Genomic DNA, 14,049 nt, shown 5'->3' on the forward strand with positions numbered 1-14,049 from the left:
GAATGCTGCTCCGACCATGCTGCCTTCGCATTATCGATCAATTCCCAAATGTTAATTCTTCAGATCTTATTCGATTGAGAGAGGAATTTTGCAGTTTCGTGAAGTTCGGATCTCGAAAGTGGTTGAAGCCGAGAGCGCTTACCAATCTAGTGATCCCCCATGAATCAGGATCTTATCGCTAAAGTTGCTTCGCTTGAAGAGAGCGGCGGGTTGTTGCCATCTGCTGCTAAGAATATGAAAACCTGGCTCGAGGGCGGGTTTCTTTCTGAAACTTCCTTAGCTAGCATCGCTGAATTGCTCGATGCGGGAGCCGCAGACGAACTGAACAATCGCTTTTATCGCGAGATCGCTTTTGGAACTGGCGGCATGCGTGGCCGCACCATTGGCATGACTGCGACTTCGCTTGAAAAGGGTGAGATGGCGACTACCGGGAGCCCTGCGAATCCTGGCGTCGGCTCCAATATGCTGAACGAGTACACGGTCGTTCGAGCCACCTTGGGTCTCTTTGCATACGCCAAGGCCTACCACGATAAGGAGGGAATTTCCTCCGCTCCGAAATTTGTCATCGCCCATGACGTGCGTCACTTTTCCCGTTTCTTCTGCGAATTGGCCGCTTCGGTTTGGGCGAAAAAAGGTGGAGAAGCTTTCATTTACGAAGGACCTCGCTCTACTCCGCAGCTGAGTTTTTCCGTGCGTCACCTCGGCGCAACTTGCGGCGTGGTGATTACTGCAAGCCACAACCCGCCTCACGACAATGGCTTCAAGGCTTACTTCTCGGATGGCGGCCAAGTGGTACCTCCGAACGACACAGGCGTGATCGAGCAAGTCAATGCAACCCCGTTTGCCGGTTTGCAGGATTATATCGATATCGATTTGTCCAAGGTAACGGTTCTCGGAGCCGAGCTTGACGAAGCCTACGCTCAATGCGTGGCGAACTGCGTAATCGACCAGGATGTATTTGAAAAGGCGGACTTGAAGGCCGTTTTCACTCCTATCCATGGAACTGGCGCGGTCGCGACATTGCCAGCTCTCAAGAAACTCGGCCTTGAGCCGCTTGTAGTGCCCGAGCAATACGAGTTCGATTCTAATTTCCCAACCGTCAAATCACCTAACCCCGAGAATTCCGAAGCGCTTGCTATGGCGACTGCTTTGGCTGAAGCGAATGATTGTGATTTGCTAATGGCTACGGACCCGGACGCTGACCGCATGGGCGTAGCGGTGAAAGGGCCAGACGGAAAAATGGTACTCCTCACGGGTAACCAGATCGGTTCTATCATGGCCGAATACCGTATTTCCAAGCTAAAGGAAATGGGCTGGATTCCGGAAGCGGGAGGAGACAACTGTGCTTTGGTAAAGACTTTCGTGACATCTCCCCTCCAAGACGCGATTGCTACGGGGCACGGTATCAAAGTCGTCAATACGCTTACCGGATTCAAGTGGATCGGCGAAAAGCTTCGCATCTACCAGGACGAAGCTTGCGCAAAAGGCGGCGTGAGCGATTACGATTCTCTCTCCCTTAAAGAGCGTGCGGACCTTCTGCAAAAACACAGTACCTTCTACGTTTTCGGAGGAGAGGAAAGCTACGGCTATTTGCCGAACGACACGGTTCGCGATAAGGACGCCAATGCGGCCTGTGCCTTGTTCTGCGAAATCGCCGCGAGCTTGAAGCTCCAAGGTAGCAGCATGCTTGAGTATCTTGACGCGATCTACCTCAAGAATGGCTACTACCTGGAAGGTCTCGGCCAATTGGTTTACGAAGGTGCAGCTGGGGCGGCCAAAATCGCTCGCATTCTGGAGACCTATCGTTCAACGCCTCCGACCGAGTTTCTGGGCAGCAAGGTTTCTAAGTTTACAGACTTCGGAGTCGAAACCGTACTCGATCCGGATGGCAAGGAGGTGCCCAAGCAGGACCTCTATTTTGTAGAGTTGGAAAATGGATACCGTTACGCGGTTCGTGGTAGCGGAACCGAGCCAAAGATTAAGTTCTACATTTTCGCCAAGGGCGATGTCGCTAGCGCTGACGAACTCGAAGCGACCAAGGGTAAGACCAAGGCAACTCTCGAGGAACTGAAGCAAGCGATCTTGGACGACGCCGGGAAGCGTGCTGACAGCTAGTCTCGGAGTCTTCAGCTAATCTTGATTTTAAGCCGCAGCCTGTTCGTTCAGGTTGCGGCTTTCTTATGCCCAAAACGCCGAGAACAAACTAAGAGTTTGCCATCTCCGCCGGAGTTTCCGCGAACTGCTTGACCGCGGTTTTGCCCCGCTGCCATGAAGGAGCTATCAGTAGGGCGCGAGGCTCCGCTTGTAGCCCCGTTTCGCCTCGGTGAATCATGCCGACTAGCATGTCCACTGCGGCTTCGCCCGTATGGTCGTTGTGCTGCCGCATTCCACTCCAGTTCGGGTCGCTTTTACGCCACTCGAGCTGAATCAAGCCGACGTCTTGTGGAACTTTTATGGAAAGCTTCTCCAGCCAATGGGAAACGTCGTTGTATAGAGTAAAAATAACGTCCGGCTGGTACTTTTGCATCCATTTTTTGAATGCGACCTGATCCTCTTCCTCGATGTGTTTCTGGTAGAGAGGGGGTAACCTGTCCTCAACCGGAAGTCGCATTTGCCCGTAAAGATAGCCAGCTGAGAAGCGGCCTTCGACCAAGCGGTCGATGGTCTGATCGAGCACTAGTCCGGGACGGGAATAGCCGAGCCGCAACGCGTTTTCTACCGCTTGTAAAGCAAGCCCGTGATGATCCACGCACACGTAAGGTATGGTTGGATTGCGAGTTCGTACTCCAGTCACCATCATCGGTAAGGCTTCGGCGATAGGGAGAAGTTTCTCGGGAAGGTTACAGTCGTTCATCAAGCCTACTACCAGGGCTCCCTTTATTCCGCGAGCCAGCATGATCGACTTCAAACGGCGTGCTTTCAGCTCGGGATCGTTCAGCCAAAAATAGTCTATTCGGTAGCCCAACGAGTCAGCTCGGTTGCGGATGCCTTCAACGTATTCTGGGATGGTTGGGTGGCTTTTGAGAGAGCCTTTATCCCGGTGAGCATTGATCAGCGCGATGGTGGCTCGGTAGTTGTCGCGGTTGCGAATTTGGGAAAGGAGTTGCCCGAGCGCAGGGTTGAGTTGATAGCCAAGTCGATCCGCCGTTTCGCGGATTTTCTCTTTCATCGCCGTCGAGACTTCAGGGCTGTTTCTCAGTGCGAGCGACACGGTCGCTTTCGAGACGCCAACCTCTGCGGCGATGGTACTCATGGATACTTTTGCGGGCATATGGGGTAAGGTCTAGAGGTGTACCTTAGTCGACCGTAATCGACTATTTTTCAAAGTCTTAACGGTTAAGCAGTCGTTCTCTTTTGCAACTAAAATCAGACCGGTAATAGATAATCCATGAAGTTTTCTATAGGCCTCGATTTCGGAACTAACTCTGTACGCAGTCTGATCGTGAGAACAGACGGTTCGGGAGAAGTTTCCTCAGCAGTTGTTAATTACCCCTCTGGCAAACAGGGCATCTTGCTCGACTCTAGCGACCACCACGTGGCGCGCCAAAGCCCCAAGGATTATTTAGCTTCTTTAGAAAAGGCGACCGTGGAAGCGATCGCGATCGCCAAGGCGGAATGCCCAGATTTTGACACCGCCGCTGTTATCGGAATCGGAGTGGATACCACTGGATCCAGCCCGCTTCCTGTGGATGAAAAGAACCAGGCTCTAGCCGAGTATCCAAAATGGCAGGATAACCTAGCCGCTCAATGCTGGCTCTGGAAGGATCACACCAGCTATGAAGAAGCGGCGACTATTACTAAGATCGCTGCCAAGGAGCGTCCTCAATACCTCGCCAAATGCGGAAACACCTACTCGTCTGAGTGGTGGTGGAGCAAGATCTGGCGTTGCTTGAAGTCCTCCCCAGACGTTTTCGAGGCTGCTTACTCTTGGGTCGAAATCGCAGACTGGATTCCCTCCCAATTGGCAGGTGTTACCGATCCTAAAGAAATTATGCGTGGCGTGTGCGCCGCGGGCCACAAGGCTTTTTACGCGGACGAGTGGGGCGGTCTTCCTGACAAGGAGTTCCTCTCCATGCTGGAACCCAAATTGGCTGACCTACGCGATCGCCTGTATGAAAAAGCTCATGACGCCTCCGTCGCTGCGGGAACCTTGTCCGCGGAATGGGCAGGTCGTCTTGGTTTGCCGGAAGGTATTCCACTCGCTATGGGCGAATTCGACGTTCACTACGGTGCGATCGGTTGTGGCGTAGAAGAAGGCACTTTGGTCAAGGTCATCGGCACTTCCACTTGCGACTGTGCGGTAGTGAAAGCGAGCGGCGACGTACCAGACGTTCCTGGTATCTGCGGTATTGTTCGTGGTTCCATCCTCCCAGGTTACTTCGGCGTCGAAGCCGGTCAGTCCGCAGTGGGCGACTTGTTCAAGTGGTGGGTAGAAGGCGTTTGCCAAGGGGAAGATTCGACCCACGTGGAGCTTACGAAGGAAGCTGCTAAGTTGGAAATCGGTCAAAGCGGCCTGCTCGCTCTCGATTGGAACAACGGCAACCGCACTGTACTAGTTGACCAACGTCTCACCGGGCTAATTCTCGGGCAGACGCTTCACACCAGCCAAGCAGAAATCTACCGCGCCCTAATCGAAGCGACCGCTTTCGGAGCTCGCATGATTCTTGAGCGTATCAGCGAATACGGCATTCCAGTCAACCGTATCGTCTGCGCCGGCGGTATTGCTGAAAAGAACGCGATGCTCATGCAGATCTACGCTGATATCACCGGTCGTGAAATGCTCGTCACCGCTTCATCCCAGGCCTGTGCATTGGGAGCGGCGATTGGTGCCGCAGTGGTAGCAGGAGCAGAAAAGGGCGGACACGCGGATTTCGAAAGCGCCCAGAAGGCAATGTCCGGTCTAAAGCCAGATCGTTACCTTCCTGACCCCGAGCGTCACGCTAAGTACAACCGACTCTTCGCGTTGTATAAGCAGGTACACGACAACTTTGGCGGTGTTGAAGCGGTGGATCTATCCAACGTCATGAAAGACCTGCTAGACATCAAGGAAGGCAAGTAATCCCTGCCGCTTCCTTTTCTCGATTTATAACTATACCCGAAAAAATACACATGAAATCAGCATTTGATACCAAGCAAGTTTGGCTAATCGTCGGCAGTCAGCACCTCTACGGTCCTGAAACCCTAAAGCAAGTCGCTGCGGACTCTAAGGTCGTGGCCGACTCTCTCGACTCCGATCCAAACGTACCGGTTAAAGTTGTCTTCAAGGCACTCGTTACGACTCCGGACGAAATCGAAGCCGTTTGCCGCGAAGCGAGCAGCACACCCGCTTGTGTGGGTGTTACTCTTTGGATGCATACCTTCTCGCCATCCAAGATGTGGATACGCGGCCTACGTGCGTTGACCAAGCCAATTTGCCACCTACACACGCAATTCGCTCGCGATCTCCCTTGGGAAACGATCGACATGGACTACATGAACTTGCACCAGTCTGCCCACGGTGGACGCGAGTTCGGTCACATCTGCGCTCGTCTGAAGAAGGAGCGCACTGTGATCGTTGGCCACTGGGAAAATGAAGAAGTTCGCGCTCAGTTCGCTCGCTGGACCCGTGTTGCTGGAGCTTGGGCCGCAAGCCAAGAGCTCAAGGTTGTTCGCTTCGGCGACAACATGCGCCAAGTGGCTGTAACCGATGGGGACAAAGTGGAAGCGGAATCCGTATTCGGCTACTCGGTTAACACGCACGGTATCGGTGACTTGGTCGAAGTGATCAAAGGAATCAGTGATGCGGAAGTGGATACACTCTGTGCCCAATACGCTTACGACTACGAGCTTTCTTCCAAATTGCTCGCTGGTGGAGCCATGCGTTCGTCTCTCTACGATGCTGCCCGCATCGAGCTCGGACTTCGCACATTCCTCGAAGAAGGAGGATTTGGCGCGTTCACCGATACTTTCGAAGATTTGCACGGCATGGCGCAGTTGCCAGGTCTGCCAACCCAGCGTTTGATGGCGGACGGTTACGGCTTCGGCGGTGAAGGGGACTGGAAGACTTCCGCTCTCGTTCGCACCATGAAGATCATGGCTAGCGGCATCGACGAAGGTACTTCCTTCATGGAAGACTACACCTACCACTTCAACCCAGCAGGAAGCCGTTGCCTTGGCGCTCACATGTTGGAAATCTGTCCATCGATCGCGGTAGCCAAGCCAACTTGTGAAATCCATCCGCTCGGAATTGGCGGTAAGGAAGATCCTGTTCGCCTCGTTTTCACCGGTAAGTCCGGCCCTGCGATAAACGCTTCTGTTGTGGATATGGGCAACCGATTCCGCCTCCTCGTGAACAAGGTAGAAGCAATGCCGCCTGAGCAAGAGCTTCCGAAGCTGCCAGTTGCCAGCGTACTTTGGGACGTAAAGCCAAACCTCGCTGACGGAGCTGCTGCTTGGATCTACGCCGGGGGAGCTCACCACACTGGCTTCAGCTACACTGTTAATGCCAAGGACATGGAAATGTTCGCGTCAATGGCCGGCATCGAGTACTTGCTCATCGACGAAGACACTAAGCTTCGCGAGTTCAAGAACGAGATTCGCTGGAACGATGCCGCTTACGGAATCCGCGGACTGTAATTAAAAATGAATTACAAGGAAATCAGAGAAGAGTGTGTAGTTGCCAATAAGGAGCTACAGTCTCTCGGATTGATCGATATCACCTTCGGAAACGTAAGCATTTACGATCCGGAGAAAAAAGTGTTCGCGATCAAGCCGAGTGGTGTTCCCTACGACGAGCTGAACGCCAAGCAAATCGTTATTGTCGACTTGGATGGCAAAATCGTGGAGGGCGATCTGCGTCCTTCTTCTGACGAGCCAACTCATCGCCGCCTCTTCATCGAACTCGGCGACAAGGGAATCACCAGTGTGGTGCACACGCACTCGCGCAACGCCGTTGGCTTCGCCCAAGCGGAAAAAGGTATCCCTTGTTTGGGTACGACCCACTGCGACTACTTCCGTGGCACCGTGCCCGTTACGCGTGCTATGACCGAAGAGGAAGTTACCGGCGCTTACGAATGGGAAACTGGAAACGTAATCGTAGAGCTTTTCTCCGAGGTTAATCCTTTGGAGGTCACCGCAGCTCTGGTGCGTAACCACGGACCTTTCGTTTGGGGCAAGAACGGAGCCAAGGCAGTGGAAACCGCGTTTGCTCTTGAGATTGTGGCGGACATGGCGGCCAAAACCTTGGCTCTAAATCCGGAAGCCAAAGGAGCCCCGGCTCATCTGCTGAAAAAGCACTACGACCGAAAGCACGGTCCCGGCGCTTACTACGGCCAGAAATAATTCTCAAACGCCCGCTCACTGTAGCGGGCGTTTTTTTGTCCCCTTATTGAGTGCCACTTTAGTCTTTGCTTTGTAGTTGGCTTCGAAAAGGGCAGGGGCTTTTCTCAGGTTCATGTCCAACCCACGTGACGGAATGAACTACGCTCCAGAAGGAAAGCAAATGGAGCCGGTTGTAGCTCCCGGAGAATTCCAGTTTGCGGCCGCGTTCTTTGATCATGGTCACATTTACGCCCAGATCGATGCCTTGGCTCAAGCAGGGGCTACCTTGAAGTATGTGTTCGACACGCAGGATGGCCGGATCGACTCAGTGCTTCGAAAATACCCGCAGGCCAAAGTGGCTCACTCGCTGGAAGAGATTCTTTCCGATCCGGAAATCCGATTGGTAACTGCGGCTGCGATTCCTGATCAACGGTGCGGCATCGGTCTGCAGGTAATGGATGCGGGTAAGGATTACCTTACGGACAAGGCGCCTTTTACGACTCTCAAGCAGCTCGCTCTCGCTCGGGGCAAGGTTGCGGAAACGGGTCGCAAATACGCGGTTTGTTATTCGGAGCGGCTCTTAAGCGAAGCAGGCTACTATGCATGCGAGCTGGCACGGAGCGGACGAATTGGCCGAGTGTTACAGGTTCTCAATCTGGCGCCGCACAATCTAGCTCCCGAAACGAGACCGGACTGGTTTTTTCAGAAAGAGCGGGTCGGGGGCATTTTGACTGATATTGGCTCCCACCAGTTCGAACAGTTTCTTTACTGCGCGAATGCAAAGGATGCGAAGCTCGGCTTCGCTCGAGTCGAAAATTTTGCCAACCCTGATTATCCCGAATTCGAGGACTTTGGGGAGGCTTCGGCGATTTTGGACAATGGGGCTTCGTGCTACTGCCGTCTGGATTGGTTCAATCCGACCGGCTCGAAGACTTGGGGCGATGGTAGGACTTTCATCTTGGGAGAAAAGGGCTACATCGAAGCCCGCAAGTATCGGGACATCGTCCATGGCCAGTCAGACGTGGTTTACGTCGTGGACGAAAAAGGTGAGGAGCGAATCGAGTGCGCTGGGAAAGTGGGCTTCCCATTTTTTGGACAATTCCTACTCGATTGCCTGAATCGGACTGAGATTGCCATGTCGACCGAGCATGCGTTCAAGGCAGCGGAGCTATCGATGTTGGCCCAAAAGATGGCCGACGAAGGATGATTCTTCGTCCGACTCGTTTTGAAGGTAATTGACTTGGCATTTCCGCTCCGATTACTGGGGCGGTTATGGACAACTTGGACGAAAAAGCTCCGAAATCAGCGGTTGCGGTCTATTCCGGAGGAATGGATTCGACGGTCATGCTCTACCACATGCGTGAGCTTGGCGTAGAGATAAAGGGGGCTTTGAGCGTCAATTACGGCCAAAAGCACAGCAAGGAGCTCGACGTGGCCGCAGCCTACTGCCGGGAGCTCGGCATCGAGCACCGCGTGGCGGACTTGAGTGGGCTACAAGGGATCTTTGGCAAGAGCAGTTTGACGAATTCGGACGAGGACGTGCCGGAGGGGCACTACGAAGAGGATCAAATGAAGTCCACCGTGGTGCCAAACCGAAACATGATCCTGCTCGCAATCGCGACCTCTTGGGCTGTTTCGCTGGAGGCTGAATCGGTTGCCTATGCGGCGCATGGAGGGGATCACGCGATTTATCCGGATTGCCGCGAGGAATTTGCCAACGCTTTGGATAAAGCCATCCGACTCTGCGACTGGAGCGAGGTAAGCTTGTATCGACCCTTTGTAAAGTGGTCGAAGGCCGACATCGCCGGTGCAGGCTATCGCCTCGGAGCCCAATTGGAGCGTACCTGGTCTTGCTACAAGGGCGGGGCAGACCACTGCGGTCGCTGCGGAACCTGCGTTGAGCGCCGGGAAGCTTTTTACTTGGCCGGAGTCGAAGATCTTACCCCGTACGAGGCATCGGCTCCCTCGGTTGAGGAGCTCGTCAAGACAGGTTGGAAAATCTAGTTTTCTTCGCTAGGACTGAACCCCTGTTTCCTGCTAGGATTCAAATTTAGAAATCAATGTTCACCTGTAAAAAGACCTATGCGGACATCCCGTTCGCTCACCGCCAGCATCGCCACGACGGGCATTGCGCTCAAATTCACGGGCACAATTGGAGTTTCACGTTTACCTTTGGTTGCGACGAATTGGATGAATGCGGTTTTGTGGTCGATTTCGGCAAGCTGAAATACATCAAGGCTTGGATAGAAGAAAACCTGGACCACGCCTGCGTCTTCAATCACGACGATCCGCTTCTGCAGGACATCCTTGCCATTAACGAACAGAGCGGCTGCAAGGTTTATCAGCCATACATCGTAGATCTTTGCTCGAGTGAGGGTATCGCAAGGCACGTCTTCGAGGTGATGGAGCCCCAAGTGAAGGAACAGTCGAAAGGCAGGGCGTTTCTGATCTCGGTAGAAGTCGTTGAGGATAGCCGCAATAGCGCGACCTATCAGCCTTCGAGGGCGTAGTTGATACACGGATATGGAAGGTGGGGTTAAGCGATTGCCAGTCCACGAACGGTTTTATTCGTGGCAAGGAGAGGGGATGCACCTTGGGCGTTCCGCCTACTTTATTCGGCTGTTCGGATGCCCCGTCCATTGTCCATGGTGCGACTCTGCTGGAACCTGGCATCAGGACTACATTCCCAAAAACGTGGAACGGTTTAGTCCGCAGGAACTTGCGGATGCTGCTGCTGCCAGCGGAGCGGCTTTCGTGGTGGTAACGGGAGGTGAGCCCGCCATTCACGACCTGAAACCTTTGACTGATGCATTGGGCGCAGCGGGGCTTACGCGTCACTTGGAAACAAGCGGAGCTTTTCCCATCAAAGGCGATTTCGATTGGATTACCCTGAGTCCCAAGTGGCAAAAGGAGCCACTCACGGAAAACCTGCAAAAAGCGTCGGAATTTAAGATTATCGTTGAGGACGCAGAATCCATCCACAGGTGGCAGGACAAGATTGGTAAGCATTTCTCCAAGACAAAGCCCGTGTGGCTGCACCCGGAATGGACTCAGCACAAGAACCCAGAGGTGCTTGAGTCGATCACGCGTTGGATAAAGGAATACGGAGATCCATATCGAGCAGGCTATCAAATGCATAAACTCTATCAGGCGGATCTCTTAGATCCTAATTCGCGTAAGTCAGCTCCCCTTGGAGGAGATGTCTCCAAAGGGTATTAGTGATAAGAGGCGATGAGGTTTAAGACGATAGCTGTATCCAATTATCGGAACATAAAGCTTGCTCGCTTAAATGTTGACGCGGACCGGGTCTTTCTTTTGGGCCGAAATGGACAAGGTAAAACTAACTTGCTCGAAGCCATTGGTTATGTGACCTCGCTGCGTGCGTTTCGAGCACGGGAAAACGATACGCTACTCGGACCCGAATCGCCGCAAGCGGAGATTCTTTATGAGATCGACCACGAAGAGTTTGACGAGACGCAGGCTCGAGTTCTGATCAAGAAAAAGGGGAAGGAAGTCTCTCTCGATGGCGAGTCGGTGCGGCGAGCTTCTGATTTCGTGGGCCGTTTCCCGGCGGTTACTTTATCATCGGAGGATTTGAGTATCGTAAGAGGGTCGCCGGGAGGACGTCGCCGGTTTATCGATACATTTTTGTGCGGTATCGATCGCCAGTACTACGTCGCTCTGCAACGCTATCAAAAATGCGTGCAGGAACGAAATGCACTGCTGAAGAAAGGAGCGGCTGCGAGTTTGATGCGTCCTTTCGAAGCTCAAATGATCTCTCCCGCACTCGAGGTGATAGGGAAACGCAAGCAGGTGATCGGTGAGCTTGGCGAGTTGGCCAGTCGTTTCTATGGGACTTTGTCAGGATCCGAAGAGCAAATCGGCGTGAGCTACAAGCCAAATGCAGATCCGGAGAGCGAGGAGGCCTATTGGACGCTCTTGGATAAGAATCGAAAACGAGACGAGATTCTACACAGCACCGGAAAGGGTCCGCATCGGGACGATTTTGAACTCAGCCTGAATGGCAGAGTTGCTTCTGATTTTGCCTCTGACGGGCAGCAGCGTAGCATTGCTCTCTCGCTTGCATTCGCGACTATCGCTTACTGGCGAGAACGTTTTGGCGTTTGCCCGGCACTCCTGATCGACGATGTGCTAGGAGAGCTTGATCCCTTGAGACGGGAACGATTCTGGAATGCTTTGGACGAGCGTATCCAACTGATAGCGACGGGAACGGAACTCCCCGATGCAGCCAGCGGAAAAGACTGGATGGTATACGGCGTGGAGAACGGCCGTTTCGAATTAAAAGCCTAAAGGGCGGCTTCCAGAATTTCGATCAACTCGAATTTCGAGAGTTCGATCGGGTTGCCTTTCATGCTGCTCGATTGGGCAGATTTGCGGGCCGCTTCTTCGATCTTTTCTTTTTCAAGTCCGAGTTCGCCGAGCGATTTGAGCGGAAGATCTTTGCAGAGCGATTCCAGCCAGGCGACGGCGTAGGAGGCTTTGGCCTGTGGATTTCCGGTTAGGACCGTCGCGGCATCGTCCAGCTTCGCGCGACTAGGATGCTCGGGAGCTCGGTCCTTGAACGCTCGTAAATTGGCTGATAGACAAGGGACGAGGAGACTGGCGCAGATCGCTCCGTGCGGAGCGTCAATCATGCCTCCCAAGGGTCCGGCAAATCCGTGCACGGAACCAAGTTTGGCATTGGCGAGGGCGATGCCGCTACAAAGGCTCGCAGCGCATAAGTCGGACTTCGCTTCCGTATCCAGCTCTCCTCCGCATGCTTTTCGTATGGAGCGAGCGGCAAGCCGGAGTCCCTCGCGAGCGATGCCATCGGTTAGTGGATTTGCGTCTCGAGAAAGATACGCTTCAAGGCACTGGATTAAAGCATCCATGCCGGTATAGGCGGTTACATGTTGCGGCAGCCTGTAGGTAAGCTCCGGATCGACCACCGCCCATTTTGGCAACATGGTTTTGCTGCGAAGGCTTACCTTAACTCCGGCCTGTGGCACTCCGATTACGCTATTGCGGGTAACTTCTGATCCGGTTCCCGCCGTGGTGGGTATGGCCATGAAAGGGAGAGAGTCGTTGCTAAGCGTTTTGCCTTTTCCGACGCCTTCCAGATAGTCGATCAGTTTACCAGGATTGGTTGCCAGAGCGGCGACTGCTTTCCCGGTGTCGAGTGCGCTGCCACCTCCGATGGCGATGACTGCGTTTGCGCCTGCGTCGCGAGCCGCCTCACAGGCTAGGCTGACAGACTGGACTGTTGGCTCTCCCTGTACGGGATGGATGAAGACTTCGAAGCCGTTTTGTGTGAGAAGTCCGATCGTCTGGGAGTATCGTTTCGAGTCGCTACCGGTCAGGACAAAAAGCGGGGAATGGCTTTCATCCAATAGACTTGGTATGGTTTTGACCATGCCCTCTCCGAAATGGATTTCGTTGGCGGTGGCGAATGCGAATGACATGGGCGGCCGAGCGTTTGGGGCTATTTCTTGAACTTGATCTTGAGGGCTTCGTTCACGTTGGGCGGGACGAAGTGTGATACGTCGCCTCCGAACTTGGCCACCTGTTTGACGATGCTGGAGCTGGTGTAGTTGAAGCCTTCTTTAGTCATCAGCAGAACGGTCTCGATCTGCGGAGTTAGGTGGCGGTTCATGAGGGCCATCTGGAATTCGTACTCGAAGTCCGATACCGCTCGCAGACCACGGATGACGGCAATGGCCCCTTGCTCTTTGGCGAAGTCCACTAGAAGTCCGTTGAAAGTGGTCGCCGAGGCATTGGGCAGATCCTTCAAATTTTCCTCCACGAGGGCAAGTCGCTCCTGCGGAGTGAAGAATGGGCCTTTGCCCACGTTGTCCGCGACTGCTACGATGACTTTATCAAACATGCGGCATGCCCGCTGCATGATGTCTAAGTGCCCAATTGTGATGGGATCAAAGGTGCCTGGATAGATGCAAATTCTCATAAGCCAGTAAAAATGAGGAGGTTGCGGTCTGCTCGCGGTTTTGGCAATGCCGGAATAGGTGGATGGTAAGGATGGAATATGGCGTAAATGAGCCATTGGGATACGGTGGATAAGCGATTCGAATCTTCGCTTGAAAGTCTGTGACATTTGGGAGGCTTAGCTTTACTTTGACTGTCTAACCTTCTTGAGTGCGCCCGATGAACCTTCCCAACATACTGACCCTGTCGCGAATCCCGCTGATGTTCATCATCGTGTGGCTAATGCGTGAGTCGTTTTCAGGGGCTGCCAGCGCCGCTTTCGTGCTTTTTGTCATAGCGGGGATCACCGATTGGGCGGACGGCTATGCGGCTAGAAAACTCAAAATGGTCTCGAATTTTGGCATCTTGATGGACGCATTGACCGACAAGATCCTGATGCTTGGCCTTATGGTCGCTCTCGTTGAGCAAGGTATGGTACAGATTTTCCTCGTATTGCTGATTCTGGGTCGCGAGTTCATGATCACCGGCCTGCGTCTCGTCGCGGCGACCAAAGGCGTGGTCATGGCTGCGGAAAGCGCCGGGAAGCAAAAGACGGTTACCCAGATCATTGCTGTGGGGGGATTTTTGCTAGCGGTCGTTTTCCACGTGGACCTAGCCCGAGCCGGAATGCCGTACTCGGAAGAAATCGGATGCTGGGTGGAGTGGATCGGACGGGGCTTTTTCTGGCTCTGTGTGGCGATGACTCTGTATTCGGGGGCGAAGTACTTCCGTAAGTATGGAGAATTGGTATTTAGCAACGACAAGTAGTCG

At 53.6% G+C, this 14,049-nt stretch carries 13 protein-coding genes; 10 read left to right on the forward strand and 3 right to left on the reverse strand.

The features are described 5' to 3' along the window. Positions 1–159 precede the first annotated feature (159 nt). Positions 160–2,115, forward strand: coding sequence for a phospho-sugar mutase (locus tag H5P27_RS04430; protein WP_185659169.1), 1,956 nt, complete (start codon positions 160–162; stop codon positions 2,113–2,115). 88 nt (positions 2,116–2,203) lie between these two features. Here the strand turns inward: H5P27_RS04430 and H5P27_RS04435 are convergent, their stop codons facing one another. Continuing rightward, positions 2,204–3,271 (reverse strand): LacI family DNA-binding transcriptional regulator, encoded by a 1,068-nt coding sequence (locus H5P27_RS04435; RefSeq protein ID WP_185659170.1) that lies wholly within the window; start codon positions 3,269–3,271, stop codon positions 2,204–2,206. Positions 3,272–3,388: 117 nt separating this feature from the next. Here H5P27_RS04435 and H5P27_RS04440 point away from each other — a divergent pair, with 117 nt between their 5' ends. The 8 genes from H5P27_RS04440 to recF all read left to right on the forward strand — a co-directional run bounded on the left by H5P27_RS04440 (position 3,389) and on the right by recF (position 11,610). Continuing rightward, on the forward strand, positions 3,389–5,059 hold the full coding sequence (locus tag H5P27_RS04440; protein WP_185659171.1) for a ribulokinase: 1,671 nt from the start codon (positions 3,389–3,391) through the stop codon (positions 5,057–5,059). A gap of 50 nt (positions 5,060–5,109) precedes the next feature. After that, the gene (gene araA, locus H5P27_RS04445; protein ID WP_185659172.1) at positions 5,110–6,615 is read left to right on the forward strand and encodes an L-arabinose isomerase; all 1,506 of its coding nucleotides are present in this window, start codon (positions 5,110–5,112) and stop codon (positions 6,613–6,615) included. Between the two features lie 6 nt (positions 6,616–6,621). Next, positions 6,622–7,320 carry an L-ribulose-5-phosphate 4-epimerase AraD gene (gene araD / locus H5P27_RS04450; RefSeq protein WP_185659173.1) on the forward strand — a complete coding sequence of 233 codons (699 nt, stop codon included), beginning with the start codon at positions 6,622–6,624 and terminating at the stop codon, positions 7,318–7,320. 112 nt (positions 7,321–7,432) lie between these two features. Continuing rightward, positions 7,433–8,506 carry a Gfo/Idh/MocA family protein gene (locus H5P27_RS04455; protein ID WP_185659174.1) on the forward strand — a complete coding sequence of 358 codons (1,074 nt, stop codon included), beginning with the start codon at positions 7,433–7,435 and terminating at the stop codon, positions 8,504–8,506. Between the two features lie 65 nt (positions 8,507–8,571). Further along, a complete protein-coding gene (gene queC / locus H5P27_RS04460) occupies positions 8,572–9,303 on the forward strand; it encodes a 7-cyano-7-deazaguanine synthase QueC (RefSeq protein WP_185659175.1) in 732 nt (243 codons plus the stop codon). A 56-nt stretch (positions 9,304–9,359) separates the two neighbouring features. After that, positions 9,360–9,809 carry a 6-pyruvoyl trahydropterin synthase family protein gene (locus H5P27_RS04465; RefSeq protein WP_185659176.1) on the forward strand — a complete coding sequence of 150 codons (450 nt, stop codon included), beginning with the start codon at positions 9,360–9,362 and terminating at the stop codon, positions 9,807–9,809. Positions 9,810–9,822: 13 nt separating this feature from the next. Next, positions 9,823–10,518, forward strand: coding sequence for a 7-carboxy-7-deazaguanine synthase QueE (locus H5P27_RS04470; RefSeq protein ID WP_185659177.1), 696 nt, complete (start codon positions 9,823–9,825; stop codon positions 10,516–10,518). Positions 10,519–10,530: 12 nt separating this feature from the next. Further along, positions 10,531–11,610, forward strand: coding sequence for a DNA replication/repair protein RecF (recF, locus tag H5P27_RS04475; RefSeq protein ID WP_185659178.1), 1,080 nt, complete (start codon positions 10,531–10,533; stop codon positions 11,608–11,610). Here recF and H5P27_RS04480 read toward each other — a convergent pair. Both H5P27_RS04480 and coaD read right to left on the reverse strand, forming a co-directional pair. Further along, positions 11,607–12,761, reverse strand: coding sequence for an iron-containing alcohol dehydrogenase (locus H5P27_RS04480; protein WP_185659179.1), 1,155 nt, complete (start codon positions 12,759–12,761; stop codon positions 11,607–11,609). The two genes, recF and H5P27_RS04480, sit on opposite strands and share 4 nt — an antisense overlap. Positions 12,762–12,781: 20 nt before the next feature. After that, positions 12,782–13,261 (reverse strand): pantetheine-phosphate adenylyltransferase, encoded by a 480-nt coding sequence (coaD, locus tag H5P27_RS04485; RefSeq protein ID WP_185659180.1) that lies wholly within the window; start codon positions 13,259–13,261, stop codon positions 12,782–12,784. A gap of 197 nt (positions 13,262–13,458) precedes the next feature. Between coaD and pgsA the strand changes: the two genes are divergently transcribed. Then, complete coding sequence (gene pgsA, locus H5P27_RS04490) at positions 13,459–14,046, forward strand: CDP-diacylglycerol--glycerol-3-phosphate 3-phosphatidyltransferase (RefSeq protein ID WP_185659181.1); 588 nt, start codon at positions 13,459–13,461, stop codon at positions 14,044–14,046. The last annotated feature ends 3 nt before the right edge of the window (positions 14,047–14,049 follow it).

The organism is Pelagicoccus albus (genome assembly GCF_014230145.1).
Classification (GTDB): Bacteria; Verrucomicrobiota; Verrucomicrobiia; order Opitutales; family Opitutaceae; genus Pelagicoccus; species Pelagicoccus albus.

Bases quoted from the DNA above. Each gene is read 5' to 3' on its own strand.
- H5P27_RS04430 (WP_185659169.1), top strand. From the start codon at position 160: ATGAATCAGGATCTTATCGCTAAAGTTGCTTCGCTTGAAGAGAGCGGC.
- H5P27_RS04435 (WP_185659170.1), bottom strand. From the start codon at position 3,271: ATGCCCGCAAAAGTATCCATGAGTACCATCGCCGCAGAGGTTGGCGTC.
- H5P27_RS04440 (WP_185659171.1), top strand. From the start codon at position 3,389: ATGAAGTTTTCTATAGGCCTCGATTTCGGAACTAACTCTGTACGCAGT.
- araA (WP_185659172.1), top strand. From the start codon at position 5,110: ATGAAATCAGCATTTGATACCAAGCAAGTTTGGCTAATCGTCGGCAGT.
- araD (WP_185659173.1), top strand. From the start codon at position 6,622: ATGAATTACAAGGAAATCAGAGAAGAGTGTGTAGTTGCCAATAAGGAG.
- H5P27_RS04455 (WP_185659174.1), top strand. From the start codon at position 7,433: ATGTCCAACCCACGTGACGGAATGAACTACGCTCCAGAAGGAAAGCAA.
- queC (WP_185659175.1), top strand. From the start codon at position 8,572: ATGGACAACTTGGACGAAAAAGCTCCGAAATCAGCGGTTGCGGTCTAT.
- H5P27_RS04465 (WP_185659176.1), top strand. From the start codon at position 9,360: ATGTTCACCTGTAAAAAGACCTATGCGGACATCCCGTTCGCTCACCGC.
- H5P27_RS04470 (WP_185659177.1), top strand. From the start codon at position 9,823: ATGGAAGGTGGGGTTAAGCGATTGCCAGTCCACGAACGGTTTTATTCG.
- recF (WP_185659178.1), top strand. From the start codon at position 10,531: ATGAGGTTTAAGACGATAGCTGTATCCAATTATCGGAACATAAAGCTT.
- H5P27_RS04480 (WP_185659179.1), bottom strand. From the start codon at position 12,761: ATGTCATTCGCATTCGCCACCGCCAACGAAATCCATTTCGGAGAGGGC.
- coaD (WP_185659180.1), bottom strand. From the start codon at position 13,261: ATGAGAATTTGCATCTATCCAGGCACCTTTGATCCCATCACAATTGGG.
- pgsA (WP_185659181.1), top strand. From the start codon at position 13,459: ATGAACCTTCCCAACATACTGACCCTGTCGCGAATCCCGCTGATGTTC.